We start from the raw sequence: 15114 nt of genomic DNA, 5'->3' as shown, positions 1-15114 counted from the left end.
GCACCCCGGTTGGCTGACGTCATGTCAGAGCTGACCCCCGAGAACGCCCGCGCCGTCGACCGCTACCTCGTCGACACGCTCGTCGGCGGCGATCCGGCCCTCGACGCCGCCGTCGCCGACCAGAACACCGCCGGGATGCCGGACATCGAGGTCGCGCCTACGAACGGCAAGCTCCTCCACCTCCTCGCCCGCGCGACCGGTGCCCGGCGTGTCCTCGAGATCGGCACGCTCGGGGGCTACTCGACGATCTGGCTCGCGCGCGGCATCCCCGACGGCGGCACTGTCGTGACGATCGAGGCGCAGCCGGCGCACGCAGGCGTGGCCCGCGCGAGCGTCGACCGGGCGGGGGTGGGGGACAAGGTCGACATCCACGTGGGCCGCGCCGCCGACGTCCTCGCCGCCCTCGCCCGCGAGAGCGAGGCGCAGACACAGGATGCCGCGCCCGGGTTCGACCTCGTCTTCATCGACGCCGACAAGGAGTCGAACACCGTCTACCTCGACTACGCCGCCCGGCTCGGGCGCCCCGGCGCCCTCGTCGTCGTCGACAACGTGGTGCGCTCCGGGCGCGTCGCCGACCCGAGCGATGAAAGCCCCCAGATTGCGGGCGTGCGCGCGGGGCTCGAGATGCTGCGGGACGACTCGCGGTTCGACGCGACGGCGCTCCAGACGCTCGATGCGAAGGGCTGGGACGGCATCGCGGTCGCGATCGTCGTTTGATCCGGCAGTGCCCCTGTGGGCACGGCATCCGCATCACTATGCTCGGAACTGGACCGACGACGCTCCGCGTTCCATCCTCCACAAGCAAGGAGTTCCCTGTGGCACTGATCGAGGCTGTAGGCGCACGCGAGATTCTGGACTCGCGTGGCAACCCGACCGTCGAGGTGGAGGTGCTGCTCGACGACGGCATCGTCCAGCGCGCGGCCGTCCCCTCGGGCGCATCGACGGGCGCCTTCGAGGCGTACGAGCTGCGTGACGGTGACAAGAGCCGGTACGGCGGCAAGGGCGTGCTCAAGGCGGTCGCCGCCGTCATCGACGAGCTCGGCCCCGCGATCGAAGGCGTCGAGGCGAGCGAGCAGCGCGTCGTCGACGAGATCCTGATTGCGACCGACGGCACCGAGAACAAGTCGCGGTGCGGCGCGAACGCCATCCTGGGCGTGAGCCTCGCGGTCGCGAAGGCGGCGGCCGACTCGGCCGACCTGCCCCTGTTCCGCTACATCGGCGGCCCCAACGCGCACGTGCTCCCCGTGCCGCTGTTCAACGTCATCAACGGCGGCGAGCACGCCGACAACGGCATCGACTTCCAGGAGTTCTTCCTCGCGCCCTACGGCGCACCGAGCTTCTCGGAGGCGCTGCGCTGGGGCACGGAGATCTACCACGTGCTGAAGTCCGACCTCAAGAGCGCCGGCTACGCCACGGGCCTGGGCGACGAGGGCGGCTTCGCTCCCGACCTGCCGAGCAACCGCGCGGGCCTGGAGTTCCTCATCGACGCGATCGGCAAGGCCGGCTTCACCCCCGGCAAGGACGTCGGCGTCGGTCTCGACGTCGCGGCGAGCGAGTTCTACAACGACGGCGTCTACCACATGGACGGCAAGGACTGGTCGGCCGACGAGCTCATCGACTACTACGCCGACCTCGTCGACTCATTCCCCGTCGTCACCATCGAGGACGCCCTCGACGAAGAGGACTGGGAGAACTGGCAGAAGCTCACCGAACGCCTGGGCTCGAAGGTCCAGCTCGTCGGCGACGACCTGTTCGTGACCAACCCGGTGCGCCTCGCGAAGGGCATCGACCTCGGCGTCGCGAACTCGCTGCTCGTGAAGGTGAACCAGATCGGTTCGCTCACCGAGACGCTGGATGCCGTGGACCTCGCCCACCGCTCCGGGTACACGACGATGTTCTCGCACCGTTCGGGTGAGACCGAGGACACGACCATCGCCGACCTCGTCGTCGCGGTGAACTCGGGCCAGATCAAGAGCGGCGCGCCCGCTCGGTCGGAGCGCGTCGCGAAGTATAATCAGCTTCTGCGCATCGAGGAGGAGCTGGCGGACGCGGGTACGTTCATCGGCCGGGCCGCCTTCCCGCGCTACAAGGGCTGAGGACTGATCTCGGATCAGCCGACATGACGAGAGGGGGGAGCCGTGAGCGACACGACGGCTCCCCCTTCTCGTTCGCCACGGCACCCCGATGCTCGGACGAGGGGTCGGGTGGACGTCCGCGACTGGGCGGGAGGCATCCGCTTCTCCGCCTTCACCGGCATCATGCTGGGTCTCGTCGTCCTCGCCGTCTTCGTCCTCGTGCCGACGGCGGGCACCTACCTCGCGCAGCGCCAGCAGGTCGCCGCGCTCGAGCACTCGGTGCAGCTGACGACCGATGAGGTCGCGGCTCTGGAAGAGCAGAAGAAGCGCTGGGCCGATCCCGCCTACGTCACATCGCAGGCGCGCGCGCGGTTGTACTACGTGCGCCCCGGTGAGGTCGTCTACCTCGTCGACGACGACCTTCCCGCCTCGTCGATCCCGCCCGAGCAGGCTCCCGTGAGCGACGAGGTCACCGAGACGCGCTCGGACTGGATGGCGCAGCTGCTGCGCTCGGTCACCGCCTCCGGCACGGCGCAGACCGCGACAGACGCTCCGGGCTGACAGGGCCGACGCGTCGCCATCTGGACGCACCGGTCTCCGACGCGTCGCGGTCCAGCACTCCGTCAGGCGCCCCCGGTACCCTGGACCGGTGCCGCACCCCACGCTCAGCCCCGCGACCGATGCCGACCTCGAGGTCATGCGCGAGCAGCTCGGTCGTCCCATGCGCGGCGTCGTGGGCATCGCCGCTCGGTGCGTGTGCGGCAATCCGACCGTCGTCGCGACCGAGCCGCGCCTTCCCGACGGCACGCCGTTCCCGACCTTCTACTACCTGACCCACCCCGGCGCGACGGCCGCGATGTCGGCGCTCGAAGCCGGGCAGGTCATGCGCGAGTTCGCCGCGCTGTTGGAGACCGACGAGGACATCGCCGAGGCCTACCGTGCCGCGCACGAGGCGTACCTCTCCGACCGCGCGGTCTACGGGGAGGTGACGGAGATCGAGGGCATCTCCGCCGGGGGGATGCCGACCCGCGTGAAGTGCCTGCACGCCCTCGCCGGGCACGCGCTCGCCGCCGGCCCCGGGGTGAACCCCATCGGCGACCTCGCGCTCGCGCGCGGCGACTGGTCGCCCGAGCGCTGCACGTGCGCGAACCCGAGGGAGCGCACGTGAGTGCGCGCGGCGCGCGACCCTGGCTGGCCGCGCTCGTGCTCGTGCTCGCGCTCGCCCTCGGGGGAGCGCTGCCCGCGTCGGCGTCGGAGTTCCCGGCATCCATCGCGCCGGAGTCCACCGCTCCGCCCGCGACGCCCGAGGCTGAGGAGGACCCCGCGCGCGCCGCGGAGTACTGGCTCGACGAGTACGGCATCCGGAACGCGTGGGAGACCACGAAGGGCAAAGGCGCGACGATCGCGATCATCGACACCGGTATCGGGCGCTCGCCGACGGAGTTCTCCGGCGCGGTCGTCGGCGGAGCCGATTTCTCGGGCGTCGGGGCGTCGGACGGCCGCAAACCCGTCGGGGCGGTCGACGCGAACCACGGCAGCTGGGTCGCCTCGCTCGCCGCCGCGCGGGGCACCGGGCCCGACACCGGCATGATCGGCGTCGCCCCCGAAGCGAGTCTGCTGTCGATTTCCATCGGTTTCGGCGCGACCTCGTCGGTGCCGTTCGTCGACCAGGTCGCGGACGCGATCCGCTGGTCGGTCGACAACGGCGCCGACATCATCAACCTGTCGTTCACGACGAACACCCTCACGTGGGACCGGTCGTGGGACGGGGCGTTCCAGTACGCCTTCGACAACGACGTCGTGGTGATCGTGGCCGCCGGCAACAAGGGGAACGGCACGGAGGAGGTCGGCGCGCCGGCGACGATCCCCGGCGTCCTCACCGTCGGCGGCGTCACGCGCGACGGGGTCGCGAGCGAGCAGGCATCCACGCAGGGCATCACGATCGGGATCTCCGCGCCCAGTGAGCAACTCCTCGGCGTGTCCGCCGACGGGACGGTCGTGCAGTGGGACGGGACGAGCGGGGCCGCGCCCATCGTCGCGGGCATCGCCGCGCTCGTGCGCTCGGCCCACCCCGACCTCGACGCGAACAACGTCATCAACCGGATCATCCGCACCGCGCGGCCCGCCGCGGGTGCGACGCGTGTGCCCGACGCGCGTTACGGGTACGGGCTGGTGGATGCCGCCGCCGCAGTGTCGGCACAGGTGCCGTCGGTCTCGGCGAACCCGATGGGAAGCCTCAAGGAGTGGGTGCGCCTGTACCGACGGGCCGAAGCGGAGCCGGCGCCCGTGCCGACGAGCACTCCCGTGACGCTGCCCCAGCTTCCCGCAGCGGACTCCGTGGCGCAGCGCTCGCCGCTTCTCCCGACCTTCGACACCCTCCGATACGGCACGGTGCCGCTCGCGACCCTCACCCTGGCCGCTATACTGGTGGCGCTCGGTGTCACCGCTGCTGCCCGGCGCATCAGATCGGAGCGCGCACGTCCTCCGAGCCGTTGATCCAAGGAGTTCTTCCACCTGTGACTGACACAGCGTCCACTACGGCTGTTCCTTCCGCGAACCACACCGCTGAAAACGGCACCGTTCCCAAGATCCTCGTCGTCGGCGGTGGCTACGCCGGTTTCTACACCGCATGGAAGCTCGAGAAGCACCTGCGCAAGGGTGAGGCGGAGGTCACGATCGTCGACCCGCTGCCCTACATGACGTACCAGCCGTTCCTCCCCGAGGTGGCGGCCGGCGAGATCGAGGCGCGGCACGCGATCGTCGGGCTCCGTCGACACCTCAAGAAGACGCGCGTCATCACGGCGAAGGTCACCGGCATCGACCACGCGAACCGTACGGCGACGCTGACGCCCGAGACCGGCGAGCCCTGGCAGGAGTCCTACGACCAGATCGTCGTCACCGCCGGAGCCGTCTCGCGCACCTTCCCGATCCCGGGCATCGCCGACAACGCCATTGGTCTGAAGACGATCGAAGAGGCCGTCGCCATCCGCGACCGCATCCTGTCGAACTTCGACCGCGCCGCGAACCTGCCCGCCGGGCCGGAGCGCGACCGTCTGCTCACCGTCGTCGTCGTCGGCGGTGGCTTCGCCGGCATCGAGGTGTTCGCCGAAACGCGCGCACTTGCGTCCTCGCTCCTCAAGGACTATCCGATGCTCACGTTTGACGACACGCACTTCCACCTCGTCGAGGCGATGGGGCGCATCATGCCCGAGGTGTCGCTCAAGACGAGCGAGTGGGTGCTGAAGGACCTCGCCAAGCGGGGGGCGTCGGTGCACCTCGACACGCAGGTCACCGGCGCCGTCGACGGCAACGTCGAGCTCTCGACGGGGGAGACCATCCCCACCGACCTCATCATCTGGACCGCCGGCGTCATGGCGAACCCCACCGTCGTGCGCGGCAGCGATCTGCCCGTCGAGGAGCGCGGTCGTATCCGCACCCGCGCCGACCTGCGCGTGGGCTCGCCCGACGAGATCGTCGAGGGAGCCTGGGCCGCCGGTGACGTCGCTGCCGTGCCGGATCTCACCGGTGGGGGCGTCGGCGGGTACTGCGTGCCGAACGCTCAGCACGCCGTGCGTCAGGCGAAGCTGCTCGCCCGCAATGTCATCGCCGTCCTCCGCGACGAGGTGCCCCGCGAGTACTACCATAAGAACCTCGGCGCCGTCGCGGGTCTCGGACTCTACAACGGTGTCTTCCAGTCGGGCAAGATCGCGCTGAAGGGCTTCATCGCCTGGTGCGCGCACCGCGGCTATCACGGCCTCGCGATGCCGTCGTGGGAGCGCAAGTGGCGCGTCATCGGTGACTGGTGGCACAACTTCTGGCTGAACCGCGACAACGTGTCGCTGCAGGCCGTACAGCACCCGCGCTATGTCTTCGAGGAGTTCGCCGCGCGTCCGCGTCCGGCAGCACCCGAGAAGTCCGCCGCGCCGGCGATCGACCCGAAGTCGGTCAAGGCGGAGAAGACGGGAGCGGCTCCTGCGGTCTCCGGGGCTGCGGCCGCCGGGCCGAAGGATGCCGAGAAGCCGGCGCCTGCCGCGAAGAAGGCTCCCGCGAAGAAGAAGGCCGCCGCCTCGAGCTGACACGCGGTCGGCCGGCGGTCGTCGGGCGCCCCGTGAGCGCCAGCGAGCCGAAAGGCCCTGTGCTGCCCGATACCCTGGCCTCGGGCCCCCGTAGCCCAATGGCAGAGGCAGGCGACTTAAAATCGCTTCAGTCTGGGTTCGAGTCCCAGCGGGGGCACGACCCCGGCCGGTGGTCCCGGGCGGGCGAGGTCACTCGCACACACGCTAGCGGCGACCTCGGACATGGCGCCCGTGGGCCAGAATGATCCCGTGAACTACGAACTCGACGACGACCCCGGGCGGCTTCAGCCCGACGCCATCTGGGAGTGGCTGTCGACGGAAGCGTACTGGGGGCGCCAGCGCAGTCGCTCCGACGTAGATGCCCAGATCGCGGGCGCCTGGCGCGTGGTGGGGGCGTACTGCGCCGACACGGGCGCTCTCGTCGGGTTCGCACGTGCGGTGTCCGACGGCGTGAGCTTCGCCTACCTCGCCGATGTCTTCGTGCGCGAGGAGCACCGGGGGCACGATCTGGGAAAACGACTGATCAGTCGGATGGTCGACGAGGGGCCGGGGCGGAATTTCCGCTGGGTGCTGTTCACACGCGATGCGCACGGACTCTACGAACAGTTCGGCTTCGCCGCGCCGGATGCGAACGCGATGGTCCGGCCGGCGCGATGACGACGCGCTTGTCTTCAACCAACTGAAGAGATCCCACCCCGACCGGCGCGCCGCACCGCCGTCGCCTGTCCGCCTGGCAGTGTCGATCGGGACGGCCGTCGGCGGCATGCCCCGATCCGAGCCGTTCATCGCGGTCCGACCTTCGCGACGCGTTCGCGGACCTCGCGAAGATCACCGCGAACCCCGCACGCACCCTCGGCCAGAGCCTCCCTCCCGTCGCGTCCGACGTGACCGCGAGGATCAGTCAGGCATGCAACGCGAATCAGACCCCGCTCGTCATCTCCGCCGAGTTCGGCGGGTGACACGCCCACACGATCGTCGCGGGCGAGGGCGTCTCTATTCCGTTCGAAGGATGCCACCGGCTCGGCCACGGCGTGCATCGGGTGTTCCCCATCCCGCCGTAGGCTGAAGCCACCCCGCCCCACCGTTGAAGGAGCCCGCCTGCATGAGCCTCGACCTCCTCGCCGCCTCGGCGCCGACACCGGCGGAGGCCTGGCATGACCCGGCGACCTACTGGCCCGCACGCTCCGCCGCGGTTGCCGACCTCTCGGCCCCGGTCGCGAGCATCGACGTCGAGGCCCTCCGCCACAATGCCCTCGACCTCGTCGTCCGCTCGAGCGGGGTCCCGATCCGCGTCGCGAGCAAGTCGATCCGCGTCCGCGAGGTGCTGGATGCGACCTTGAGGATGCCGGGGTACCGCGGCATCCTCGCGTTCACCCTCGCCGAAGCCCTCTGGCTCGCGGAGGACCACGACGACATCGTCCTCGGCTACCCGACCGCCGACCGCGCGGCGCTCGCCGCGCTCGCCGCCGACGGCGCGAAGGCGGCGCGCATCACCCTCATGGTCGACGAAGTCGCCCAGCTCGACCTCGTCGACGCCGTCGCACCGCCCGGCACGCGCTGTGAGATCCGGGTCGCGATCGACGCGGATGCCTCGTGGCGCGCCCCTGTGCTCGGGCACATCGGCGTCCGGCGCTCGCCCCTGCACGAGCCGGGCGACGTGACCCGCCTCGCCCGGCACATCGCCTCCCGCGAGGGCTTCGCCCTCGTCGGCCTCATGATGTACGAGGCGCAGATCGCGGGACAGCCCGACGACACCGGCCGCGGCGACGGCGTCATCCGCTGGATGCAGCGCCGGTCCGGGCAGGAGCTCCTCGACCGGCGTGGTGCGATCGTCGCTGCACTCCGCGAGATCGCGACGCTCGAGTTCGTCAACGGGGGAGGGACCGGGTCGCTCGAGTCCACGGCATCCGATCTCGCCGTCACCGAGACGACCGCCGGCAGCGGCCTGCTCGCCGGGCACCTCTTCGACCTCTATCGCGCTTTCACACCCGCTCCGGCGGCGGCGTTCGCGCTAGACGTCGTCCGGCGCCCCACGGCCGACATCGCGACGGTCCTCGGCGGAGGCTGGATCGCGTCGGGTCCGCCGGTCGCGTCGCGCCAACCCCTCCCGGTGTGGCCCGAGGGCCTTCGCACCCTCGCGCGCGAAGGCGCGGGAGAGGTGCAGACACCACTCCAGGGAGCAGCCGCGGGCGGCCTGGCGATCGGCAACCGCGTCTGGTTCCGGCACGCGAAGAGCGGCGAGCTCGCCGAGCGCGTCGACCGCTACGTCCTCACGACCGGAGACCGCGTCGTCGGCGAGGCCGCGACCTACCGCGGAGAAGGGAAGAGCTTCCTCTGATGGCGACCAGACCCGGCGGCACGTGGGAGAACTGGGGGCGCACCGAGAAGGTCCGCCCGCAGCTCGTCGAGTATCCGAGCACGATCGAGGCCGTGCGCCGCTCCGTGCGCTCCGCCGCTGCCCGCGGGCGCCCGATCAAGGCGGTGGGCGCGGGCCACAGCTTCTCCGGCATCGCCGTCGCCCCGGGCACCCTCCTCGAACTCACCGAGCTCTCCGGCCTCGTCTCCGTCGACCGCGATCGCGGCCGCGCGCGGCTGCTCGCCGGGACGCGCCTGCACCGCATCCCCGCGCTCCTCGCACCCTACGGGCTCGCGATGGAGAACCTCGGCGACATCGATCGGCAGTCGATCTCCGGCGCGATCTCGACCGGCACGCACGGCACCGGCATCCGATTCGGCGGCATCGCGACCCAGGTGGTCGCGGCGACCCTCGTCACCGCCGACGGGGAGCTCCTCACCGTCTCCGAGGACGAGAACCCCGAACTCCTCCCCGCCGTCGCCCTCGGGCTCGGCGCCCTCGGCATCCTCGTCGACGTCACGCTGCAGTGCGTGCCGGCGTTCGCGCTCGAAGCCGTCGAGCGCCCCGAGCCGCTCGACAGCGTGGTCGACGACCTCAGCGCCCGCGCCGACGCCGTCGACCACTTCGAGTTCTACTGGTTCCCGCACACCGACACGGCGCTCACCAAGACGAACACGCGACTCCCCGCGGATGCCGAGACTGTTCCGCTCTCGCGCACCGCGAAGGTCGTCGACGACGTGCTCGTCGGCAACGTCGTGCACCAGGCCGTCTGCAGCGTCGGGCGCGCCGTGCCCGCCCTCGTCCCGCGCATCAACACCCTGTCGGCGCGGGTGTGGGGCGACCGCACCTTCTCCGACTCCTCCGACCGGGTGTTCGCGACGAGCCGGGGCGTCCGCTTCCGCGAGATGGAGTACGCGGTGCCGATCGAGGAACTCGGAGCCGCCTTCCGCGTCATCCAGCAGGTCATCGCCGAGCACGAGTGGCGCATCGAGTTCCCGATCGAGGTGCGCGTCGCCGCGGCCGACGACCTGTGGATGTCGACCGCGACGGGGCGCACGAGCGGCTACATCGCCGTGCACCGCTACGTGAAGCACGACCCGACCGACTACTTCGCCGCCGTCGAGGAGGTCCTGCGTGCGCACGGCGGGCGGCCGCACTGGGGCAAGATGCACACGATGGATGCCGTAGCCCTCCGGCCCCTGTACCCGCACTTCGACGACTTCGTCGCGCTGCGTGACCGCCTCGACCCCGACCGGCTCTTCCGGAACCCGTACCTCACGCGCGTCCTCGGCGAATAGTGCCCGACGGCCCGCGCTCGTGCCGGAGAACTGCGATCTGCCTGGGAAGTGCGATCCGGGTGGGGTAGGCGAACAGCGCGCGGATAGGATGATCAGAGCATCGAGGGGAGTCTCATGGAGATGGCGTGGTTGATCCCAGTCCTGATCATCGTCGCACTGGTGGTGATCATCGGGATCTACCTGTGGTCCACCTACAACTCGCTCGTCGCGCTCAACGTCCGCGTCGACGAAGCGTGGAGTGACATCACGGTGCAGCTGAAGCGTCGGGCGGACTTGCTTCCGAACCTCATCGAGACGGTGAAGGGATACGCCGCGCACGAGAAGGCGGTGTTCGAGAACGTCACCCGCGCGCGTGCCGAGACCCTCGGCGCCGACTCGCCCGCCGAGGCCGGGGTGGCGGAAGGGCATATGCAGCAGGCGCTCAAGTCGCTCTTCGCCGTGGCAGAGGCCTACCCGCAGCTGCAGGCGAGCCAGAACTTCCTGAAGCTGCAGCAGTCCATCGTCGACACCGAGGACAAGATCCAGGCATCCCGCCGCTTCTACAACGGCGGCGTCCGCGAGCTCAACACGAAGATCAAGGTGTTCCCGAACAACCTGTTCGCGCGCAACCTCGGCTTCCACGAGCGCGAGTTCTTCGAGGTCGCCGGCGGAGCGGCGATCGCCGAACCGCCCCGCATCCAGTTCTGACTCGCGCCGCGCGACATGTCCGATCGGGGGCATACGCCGCGTCCTAGACTGACGGGATGAGCGGCACGGACCCGACGCGCGAGAACGAGAAGTCGCGCGCCTCCCTGATGGACGCGATCCGCACGAAGACCGTCCGCACCGAGATCGGCGACAGCCTGCCGCACGGACTTCGCGTCACGACCGCCTACGCCTGGCGGTTCGTCGTGATCGCGATCGCGGCGGGCATCATCATCTGGCTCATCATCCAGCTGAAGCTGCTCGTCGTGCCGCTTCTCGTCGCGATCCTCATCGCCGCGCTCCTGTGGCCGGGATTCAGCTGGCTGCTGCGCCACCGCGTCCCCCGCTGGCTCGCGATCGTCATCTCCGTCGTGGGCACGCTCGCGATCGTCGCGGGACTGTTCTGGCTCGTCATCTGGCAGGTGTCGCTGCAGTGGCCGAGCGTCCGCTCCCGCACCGTCGAGGCGGTGGAGCAGCTCCGCCAGTACCTCATCGACGGGCCACTCCACCTCACCCCGGAGCAGATCGACGACGGACTGCGCCAGGCGGCGACCTTCCTGCAGCAGCAGATCGACCTGCTCCTCTCCGGCGCGCTCGCCGTCGGCTCGACGGTCGGCCACGTCGTCACGGGCGCGGTGCTCGCGCTCTTCATCCTGCTGTGCATCCTGGCCGACGGCGCCGGCATCTGGCGCTGGGTGGTGCGCCTCTTCCCCCGCAAGGCGCGCGCCGACGTCGACGGCGCCGGTCGTGCCGGCTGGGCGACCGTCGTGACCTACGCGCGCACGCAGCTTCTCGTCGCGACGATCGACGCGATCGGCATCGGTCTCGGCGCGTTCCTGCTGCAGGTGCCGCTCGCCATCCCGATCGCCGTCCTGGTGTTCATCGGCGCGTTCGTCCCGTTCGTCGGCGCGATCGTCACGGGGACGCTCGCGGTCTTCCTCGCCCTCGTCTACAACGGCCCGTGGATCGCCCTGTGGATGGCGGTGGTCGTCCTCGGCGTGCAGCAGATCGAGGGCCACATCCTGCAACCGCTGCTCATGGGCTCGGCCGTCAAGGTTCATCCCCTCGCGGTCGTTCTGGTGGTCGCCGGTGGTGCCATGATCGCCGGCATCCCCGGTGCCCTGTTCGCCGTGCCGCTCGCCGCCTTCGTCAACGTCGTCGCGGTCTACCTCTCGCGGCGACACCATCCCGAGAACGCGCCCGAATCGCCCGATCTCATCTGGAGCACCGTTCCCCGCACGAGGAGGAAACCCGCGTGACCATGACCACCTCGTCGATTCCAACGCTGGCCGAGTTCGAGGATGCCGCGGCAACCCTCCGCGACGTCGTCGTCCCGACGCCGTTCGACGTCTCCGAGCACCTCTCCGACGTCCTCGGCCAGCCGGTGCACCTGAAGCTCGAGAACCTGCAGCGCACCGGATCGTTCAAGATCCGCGGCGCGACCTACCGGCTCTCCCGCCTGACCGAAGAGGAGCGGGCGCGCGGGGTCGTCGCGGCATCGGCGGGCAACCACGCGCAGGGCGTCGCTCTTGCGGCGCAGAAGCTCGGCATCCCGGCGACGATCTTCATGCCCCTCGGCGTCCCCGTCCCGAAGCTCCTCGCCACGCGCGGCTACGGCGCCGAGGTGATCCTCGAGGGCGCGACCGTGGAGACACCGCTGCGGCTCGCGGCCGAGTTCGCCGAGCGCACCGGTGCCGTCCTCATCCACCCGTTCGACCACCGCGACATCATCGTCGGGCAGGGGACGCTCGGGCTCGAGCTGTGGGATGCCGTGGAGGACCTCGACACCGTGATCGTCGGCATCGGCGGGGGCGGACTCATCGCGGGTGTCGCCGCGGCCGTCAAAGCGCGCGCGGCCGCCGAGGGTCGGACGGTGCGGGTCATCGGCGTCCAGGCCGAGAACTCCGCCGCCTACCCGGCCTCGCTCTCGGTGGGGGAGCCCCTGACGGTGGACACGACGCCCACGATCGCCGACGGCATCGCGGTCGCGCGCCCGGGCGACCTGCCGTTCGAGATCATCAGCGAACTCGTCGATGAGGTGGTCACCGTCACCGACGACGACATCGCGCGTGCCCTCCTCATCCTCCTCGAGCGCGCGAAGCAGGTCGTCGAACCCGCCGGTGCGGTCGGGGTGGCCGCGATCCTCGCCGGCAAGGTGGAGGCGACCGGACCCACTGCCGTCATCCTCTCGGGCGGCAACATCGATCCGCTGCTGCTGCAGCGCGTCGTGGCGCACGGGCTCGCGGCATCCGGTCGATACATGACGCTCCAGATCCCGTTGCCCGATCGCCCCGGGCAGCTCGCGCGCGTGTCGGAACTGCTGTCGGTCGCGGGGGCGAACGTCATCGAGGTGCTGCACACGCGCCACGGCCAGGGTCTGCAGATCAGCGAGGTCATCCTGCAGCTGAGCGTCGAGACCCGTGGGGCGGAGCATCGCGCCCACGTGATCTCGGTGCTCGAGGGTGCGGGCTTCTCTCCCCGCGTCGTCGAGGACTGAGGCGCATGCTGGCACATCGACGCGTGCGGTCAGCGTGGGCGGCTGCGGTGCTGGCCGCGGCGATGCTCTTCTTCCCGGCGGCAGTCGCCTCCGCCGCGGCCCCGATGGACCTCGACGCGGGGTACATCACGGACGAATCGGGCGTGCTCAGCGCGTCCGACGAAGCGCGCCTCGAGGAGCGCCTGAGCGCCGTCGCCCAGAGCGAGGATCTGCCGGAGCTGTTCGTCGTGCTCGTCCCCGACTTCAGCGAACCGTCGAATGCCCTCCCGTGGGCAGACCAGACCGCCCTCCGCAACAACCTGGCATCCGATCAGTACCTCCTCGCCATCGCGACCGAGGGGCGGACCCTCGCGATCTCCGCGGAGTACGGGGGCGATGGCACGGCGGCAGGACCCCTCTCCGAGTCGCGCGTGCTCGAGATCGAAGAAGCGCTCGGCTCGCGCTACCTCTCGAACGACGATTGGGCCGGCGGCATCGCGTTCGTCGCCGATGAGTTCTCCGAGGTGCCGACGCCGTGGTGGGTCTGGGCGCTGGGGGTCGCGGGCCTCGCGCTCCTCATCTACGTCGCGATCACCCTCGTGCGGTTCCTCCGCCGCAGAGCCGAGCGCGCGGCGGAGATGCGCACCCTCGAGGGGCAGAAGAAGCGCGCCGCGCAGCGGCTCGTCCGCACGGACGAGGCGGTGACGACGAGCGCACAGGAGCTCGGTTTCGTCACCGCGGAGTTCGGCGACGAGGCGACCGCCGACTTCCAGAAGACCCTCGACGAGTGCCGCGTCCGCCTGCAGGAGGCGTTCGCGCTCCTCACGCGGTTGGAGGACTCGGAGAAGGACACGCTCGAGGAGACGCGCGCGTGGACCGAGCGGATCCTCGGTCTGTGCGACGAGGTCGACCGCGCGCTCGACGGGCGCACCCGTGCGCTGGCGGCGCTGCGGTCGCTTGCCGCCGCGGGACCCGAGACGGTGACGCGGCTGCGCGCGGCACGCGCGGATGCCGAGTGCTACGCGACCGACGCGGAGCGCGCCCTCTCGGCCCTGTCGGCGACCTACCCCGCCGCCGACCTCGTCGCGGTCGCGCGGAACCCCGCCGAGATAGCCCGCCGCTTGCAGGCCGCCGACACCGAACTCGACGCGCTCGAGCGGGCCGTGGAGACGGGAAAGCCGACACAGGTCGAGCGGAGCGTGCACGAGATCGAGCGGCAGCTCGCCGAGGCGAAAGCTCTTCGTGACGCCGTCGAGGCGCAGAGCGCCGCTCTGGCCGCGCGCGCCTCGGAATCGCCGGCCGGGGCGCCGGATGCCGGTCAGCTCACGGCGGCCACGGGATCGGCGCTCGATCGGGCGACCGCCGTCGTGACCGCCGCCGAGGCGTCGGCGCGGGCACGCCCCGGCGAGGTCAGCGCATTCGCACTGGCGCGGCTGCAGCTGGCCCGGCGCCGACTCGACGACGCCGCGGCGGCGCCCACCGTCGACGAGACGGAGAAGGCGGCCACGGAAGCCCTCGCCCTCGCCGACCAGGTCCAGGGCCTCATCGGGGGTGCGGCCGCGAGCGGCGCGGCGGGGGGCGGTGCGAGCGGCGCGGCGGGCTCAGGGGGACGGTCGACGCGGTTCGTCCGCCCGGTACGGTCGCGCACCGCCGTGATGTACGACGACGAATCGTCCGAGAGCGCGTCGCCGCGGTCGGTACGGTCCGGTGATTCCGGCGATGCGGGCGCGCGCGTCGGCGGTGCCCTCTCGGGCGGGCTGATCGGCGGCGTCGCGGGGTTCAGCGTGGGCCTCGGTGCCGACGACGATCCGCAGCTCGCCGCAGTCGCCGCCGCGACCGGTGCCTTGATCGGTCTGCTGGTCGGCGCCTTCAGCACGTCCGGAGAGGGCGGCGGCGGATCGTCGGGATGGGGTGGTGGATCATCGAGCGGGTCGTCGTGGCGATCCTCGCGCAGCACATCCTCGCGCTCATCGAGCCGCAGCAGCTCCTCCCGCAGCAGCTCCTCCGGCAGCAGCCGGTCGTCGGGCCGCTCGGGCGGTCGCCGCTTCTAGGCGTGCGGACACCCGGCATCCCGGCCCGGCCTCGAGGGTCGGGGTCGCCGCAACCTCGGAGATCGCGCGTTCTTCGGACAGATCGGCGCGAAAGCCTC

The 15114-nt window shown here is 71.0% G+C and carries 13 protein-coding genes and 1 tRNA gene; all 14 read left to right on the top strand.

Annotation, left to right across the window (positions count from 1 at the left end; translation table 11 throughout):
• Window positions 1-21: 21 nt before the first annotated feature.
• On the top strand, window positions 22-717 hold the full coding sequence (locus AC3ENQ_RS02775; protein ID WP_431801447.1) for an O-methyltransferase: 696 nt from the start codon (window positions 22-24) through the stop codon (window positions 715-717).
• A gap of 98 nt (window positions 718-815) precedes the next feature.
• Window positions 816-2096 carry a phosphopyruvate hydratase gene (eno, locus tag AC3ENQ_RS02770; RefSeq protein ID WP_431801445.1) on the top strand — a complete coding sequence of 427 codons (1281 nt, stop codon included), beginning with the start codon at window positions 816-818 and terminating at the stop codon, window positions 2094-2096.
• Between the two features lie 108 nt (window positions 2097-2204).
• Complete coding sequence (locus tag AC3ENQ_RS02765; RefSeq protein WP_431801443.1) at window positions 2205-2636, top strand: FtsB family cell division protein; 432 nt, start codon at window positions 2205-2207, stop codon at window positions 2634-2636.
• Between the two features lie 136 nt (window positions 2637-2772).
• Window positions 2773-3243 carry a DUF501 domain-containing protein gene (locus AC3ENQ_RS02760; protein ID WP_431801757.1) on the top strand — a complete coding sequence of 157 codons (471 nt, stop codon included), beginning with the start codon at window positions 2773-2775 and terminating at the stop codon, window positions 3241-3243.
• On the top strand, window positions 3240-4571 hold the full coding sequence (locus AC3ENQ_RS02755) for a S8 family serine peptidase (protein ID WP_431801441.1): 1332 nt from the start codon (window positions 3240-3242) through the stop codon (window positions 4569-4571). Before AC3ENQ_RS02760 ends, AC3ENQ_RS02755 begins: the two co-directional genes overlap by 4 nt.
• 92 nt (window positions 4572-4663) lie before the next feature.
• Entirely contained in the window at window positions 4664-6151 is a 1488-nt protein-coding gene (locus AC3ENQ_RS02750; RefSeq protein WP_431801755.1) for an NAD(P)/FAD-dependent oxidoreductase, read from the top strand.
• Between the two features lie 84 nt (window positions 6152-6235).
• Window positions 6236-6308, top strand: a tRNA-Leu gene (locus AC3ENQ_RS02745).
• Window positions 6309-6400: 92 nt separating this feature from the next.
• Window positions 6401-6808, top strand: a complete 408-nt coding sequence (locus AC3ENQ_RS02740) for a GNAT family N-acetyltransferase (protein WP_431801440.1) — start codon at window positions 6401-6403, stop codon at window positions 6806-6808.
• 445 nt (window positions 6809-7253) lie between these two features.
• Window positions 7254-8489 carry an alanine racemase gene (locus tag AC3ENQ_RS02735; RefSeq protein WP_431801438.1) on the top strand — a complete coding sequence of 412 codons (1236 nt, stop codon included), beginning with the start codon at window positions 7254-7256 and terminating at the stop codon, window positions 8487-8489.
• Window positions 8489-9805: a D-arabinono-1,4-lactone oxidase gene (locus tag AC3ENQ_RS02730; RefSeq protein WP_431801436.1), complete on the top strand. Its 1317-nt coding sequence runs from the start codon at window positions 8489-8491 to the stop codon at window positions 9803-9805. The genes AC3ENQ_RS02735 and AC3ENQ_RS02730 overlap by 1 nt, the downstream gene beginning before the upstream one ends.
• Before the next feature lie 120 nt (window positions 9806-9925).
• On the top strand, window positions 9926-10492 hold the full coding sequence (locus AC3ENQ_RS02725) for a LemA family protein (RefSeq protein WP_431801434.1): 567 nt from the start codon (window positions 9926-9928) through the stop codon (window positions 10490-10492).
• A gap of 56 nt (window positions 10493-10548) precedes the next feature.
• On the top strand, window positions 10549-11748 hold the full coding sequence (locus AC3ENQ_RS02720) for an AI-2E family transporter (RefSeq protein WP_431801432.1): 1200 nt from the start codon (window positions 10549-10551) through the stop codon (window positions 11746-11748).
• 2 nt (window positions 11749-11750) lie between these two features.
• Window positions 11751-12986 (top strand): threonine ammonia-lyase, encoded by a 1236-nt coding sequence (ilvA, locus tag AC3ENQ_RS02715; protein ID WP_431801753.1) that lies wholly within the window; start codon window positions 11751-11753, stop codon window positions 12984-12986.
• Window positions 12987-12991: 5 nt separating this feature from the next.
• Window positions 12992-15016 carry a TPM domain-containing protein gene (locus AC3ENQ_RS02710; RefSeq protein WP_431801431.1) on the top strand — a complete coding sequence of 675 codons (2025 nt, stop codon included), beginning with the start codon at window positions 12992-12994 and terminating at the stop codon, window positions 15014-15016.
• Window positions 15017-15114: the final 98 nt, after the last annotated feature.

This window comes from Microbacterium sp. bgisy203 (assembly GCF_057706945.1).
This window is presented reverse-complemented; position numbering and strand designations above follow the sequence as displayed.

Coding starts and splice junctions, on each gene's coding strand:
- AC3ENQ_RS02730 (WP_431801436.1), top strand. CDS start 8,489: ATGGCGACCAGACCCGGCGGCACGTGGGAGAACTGGGGGCGCACCGAG.
- AC3ENQ_RS02735 (WP_431801438.1), top strand. CDS start 7,254: ATGAGCCTCGACCTCCTCGCCGCCTCGGCGCCGACACCGGCGGAGGCC.
- AC3ENQ_RS02710 (WP_431801431.1), top strand. CDS start 12,992: ATGCTGGCACATCGACGCGTGCGGTCAGCGTGGGCGGCTGCGGTGCTG.
- AC3ENQ_RS02720 (WP_431801432.1), top strand. CDS start 10,549: ATGAGCGGCACGGACCCGACGCGCGAGAACGAGAAGTCGCGCGCCTCC.
- AC3ENQ_RS02760 (WP_431801757.1), top strand. CDS start 2,773: ATGCGCGAGCAGCTCGGTCGTCCCATGCGCGGCGTCGTGGGCATCGCC.
- ilvA (WP_431801753.1), top strand. CDS start 11,751: ATGACCACCTCGTCGATTCCAACGCTGGCCGAGTTCGAGGATGCCGCG.
- AC3ENQ_RS02725 (WP_431801434.1), top strand. CDS start 9,926: ATGGCGTGGTTGATCCCAGTCCTGATCATCGTCGCACTGGTGGTGATC.
- AC3ENQ_RS02775 (WP_431801447.1), top strand. CDS start 22: ATGTCAGAGCTGACCCCCGAGAACGCCCGCGCCGTCGACCGCTACCTC.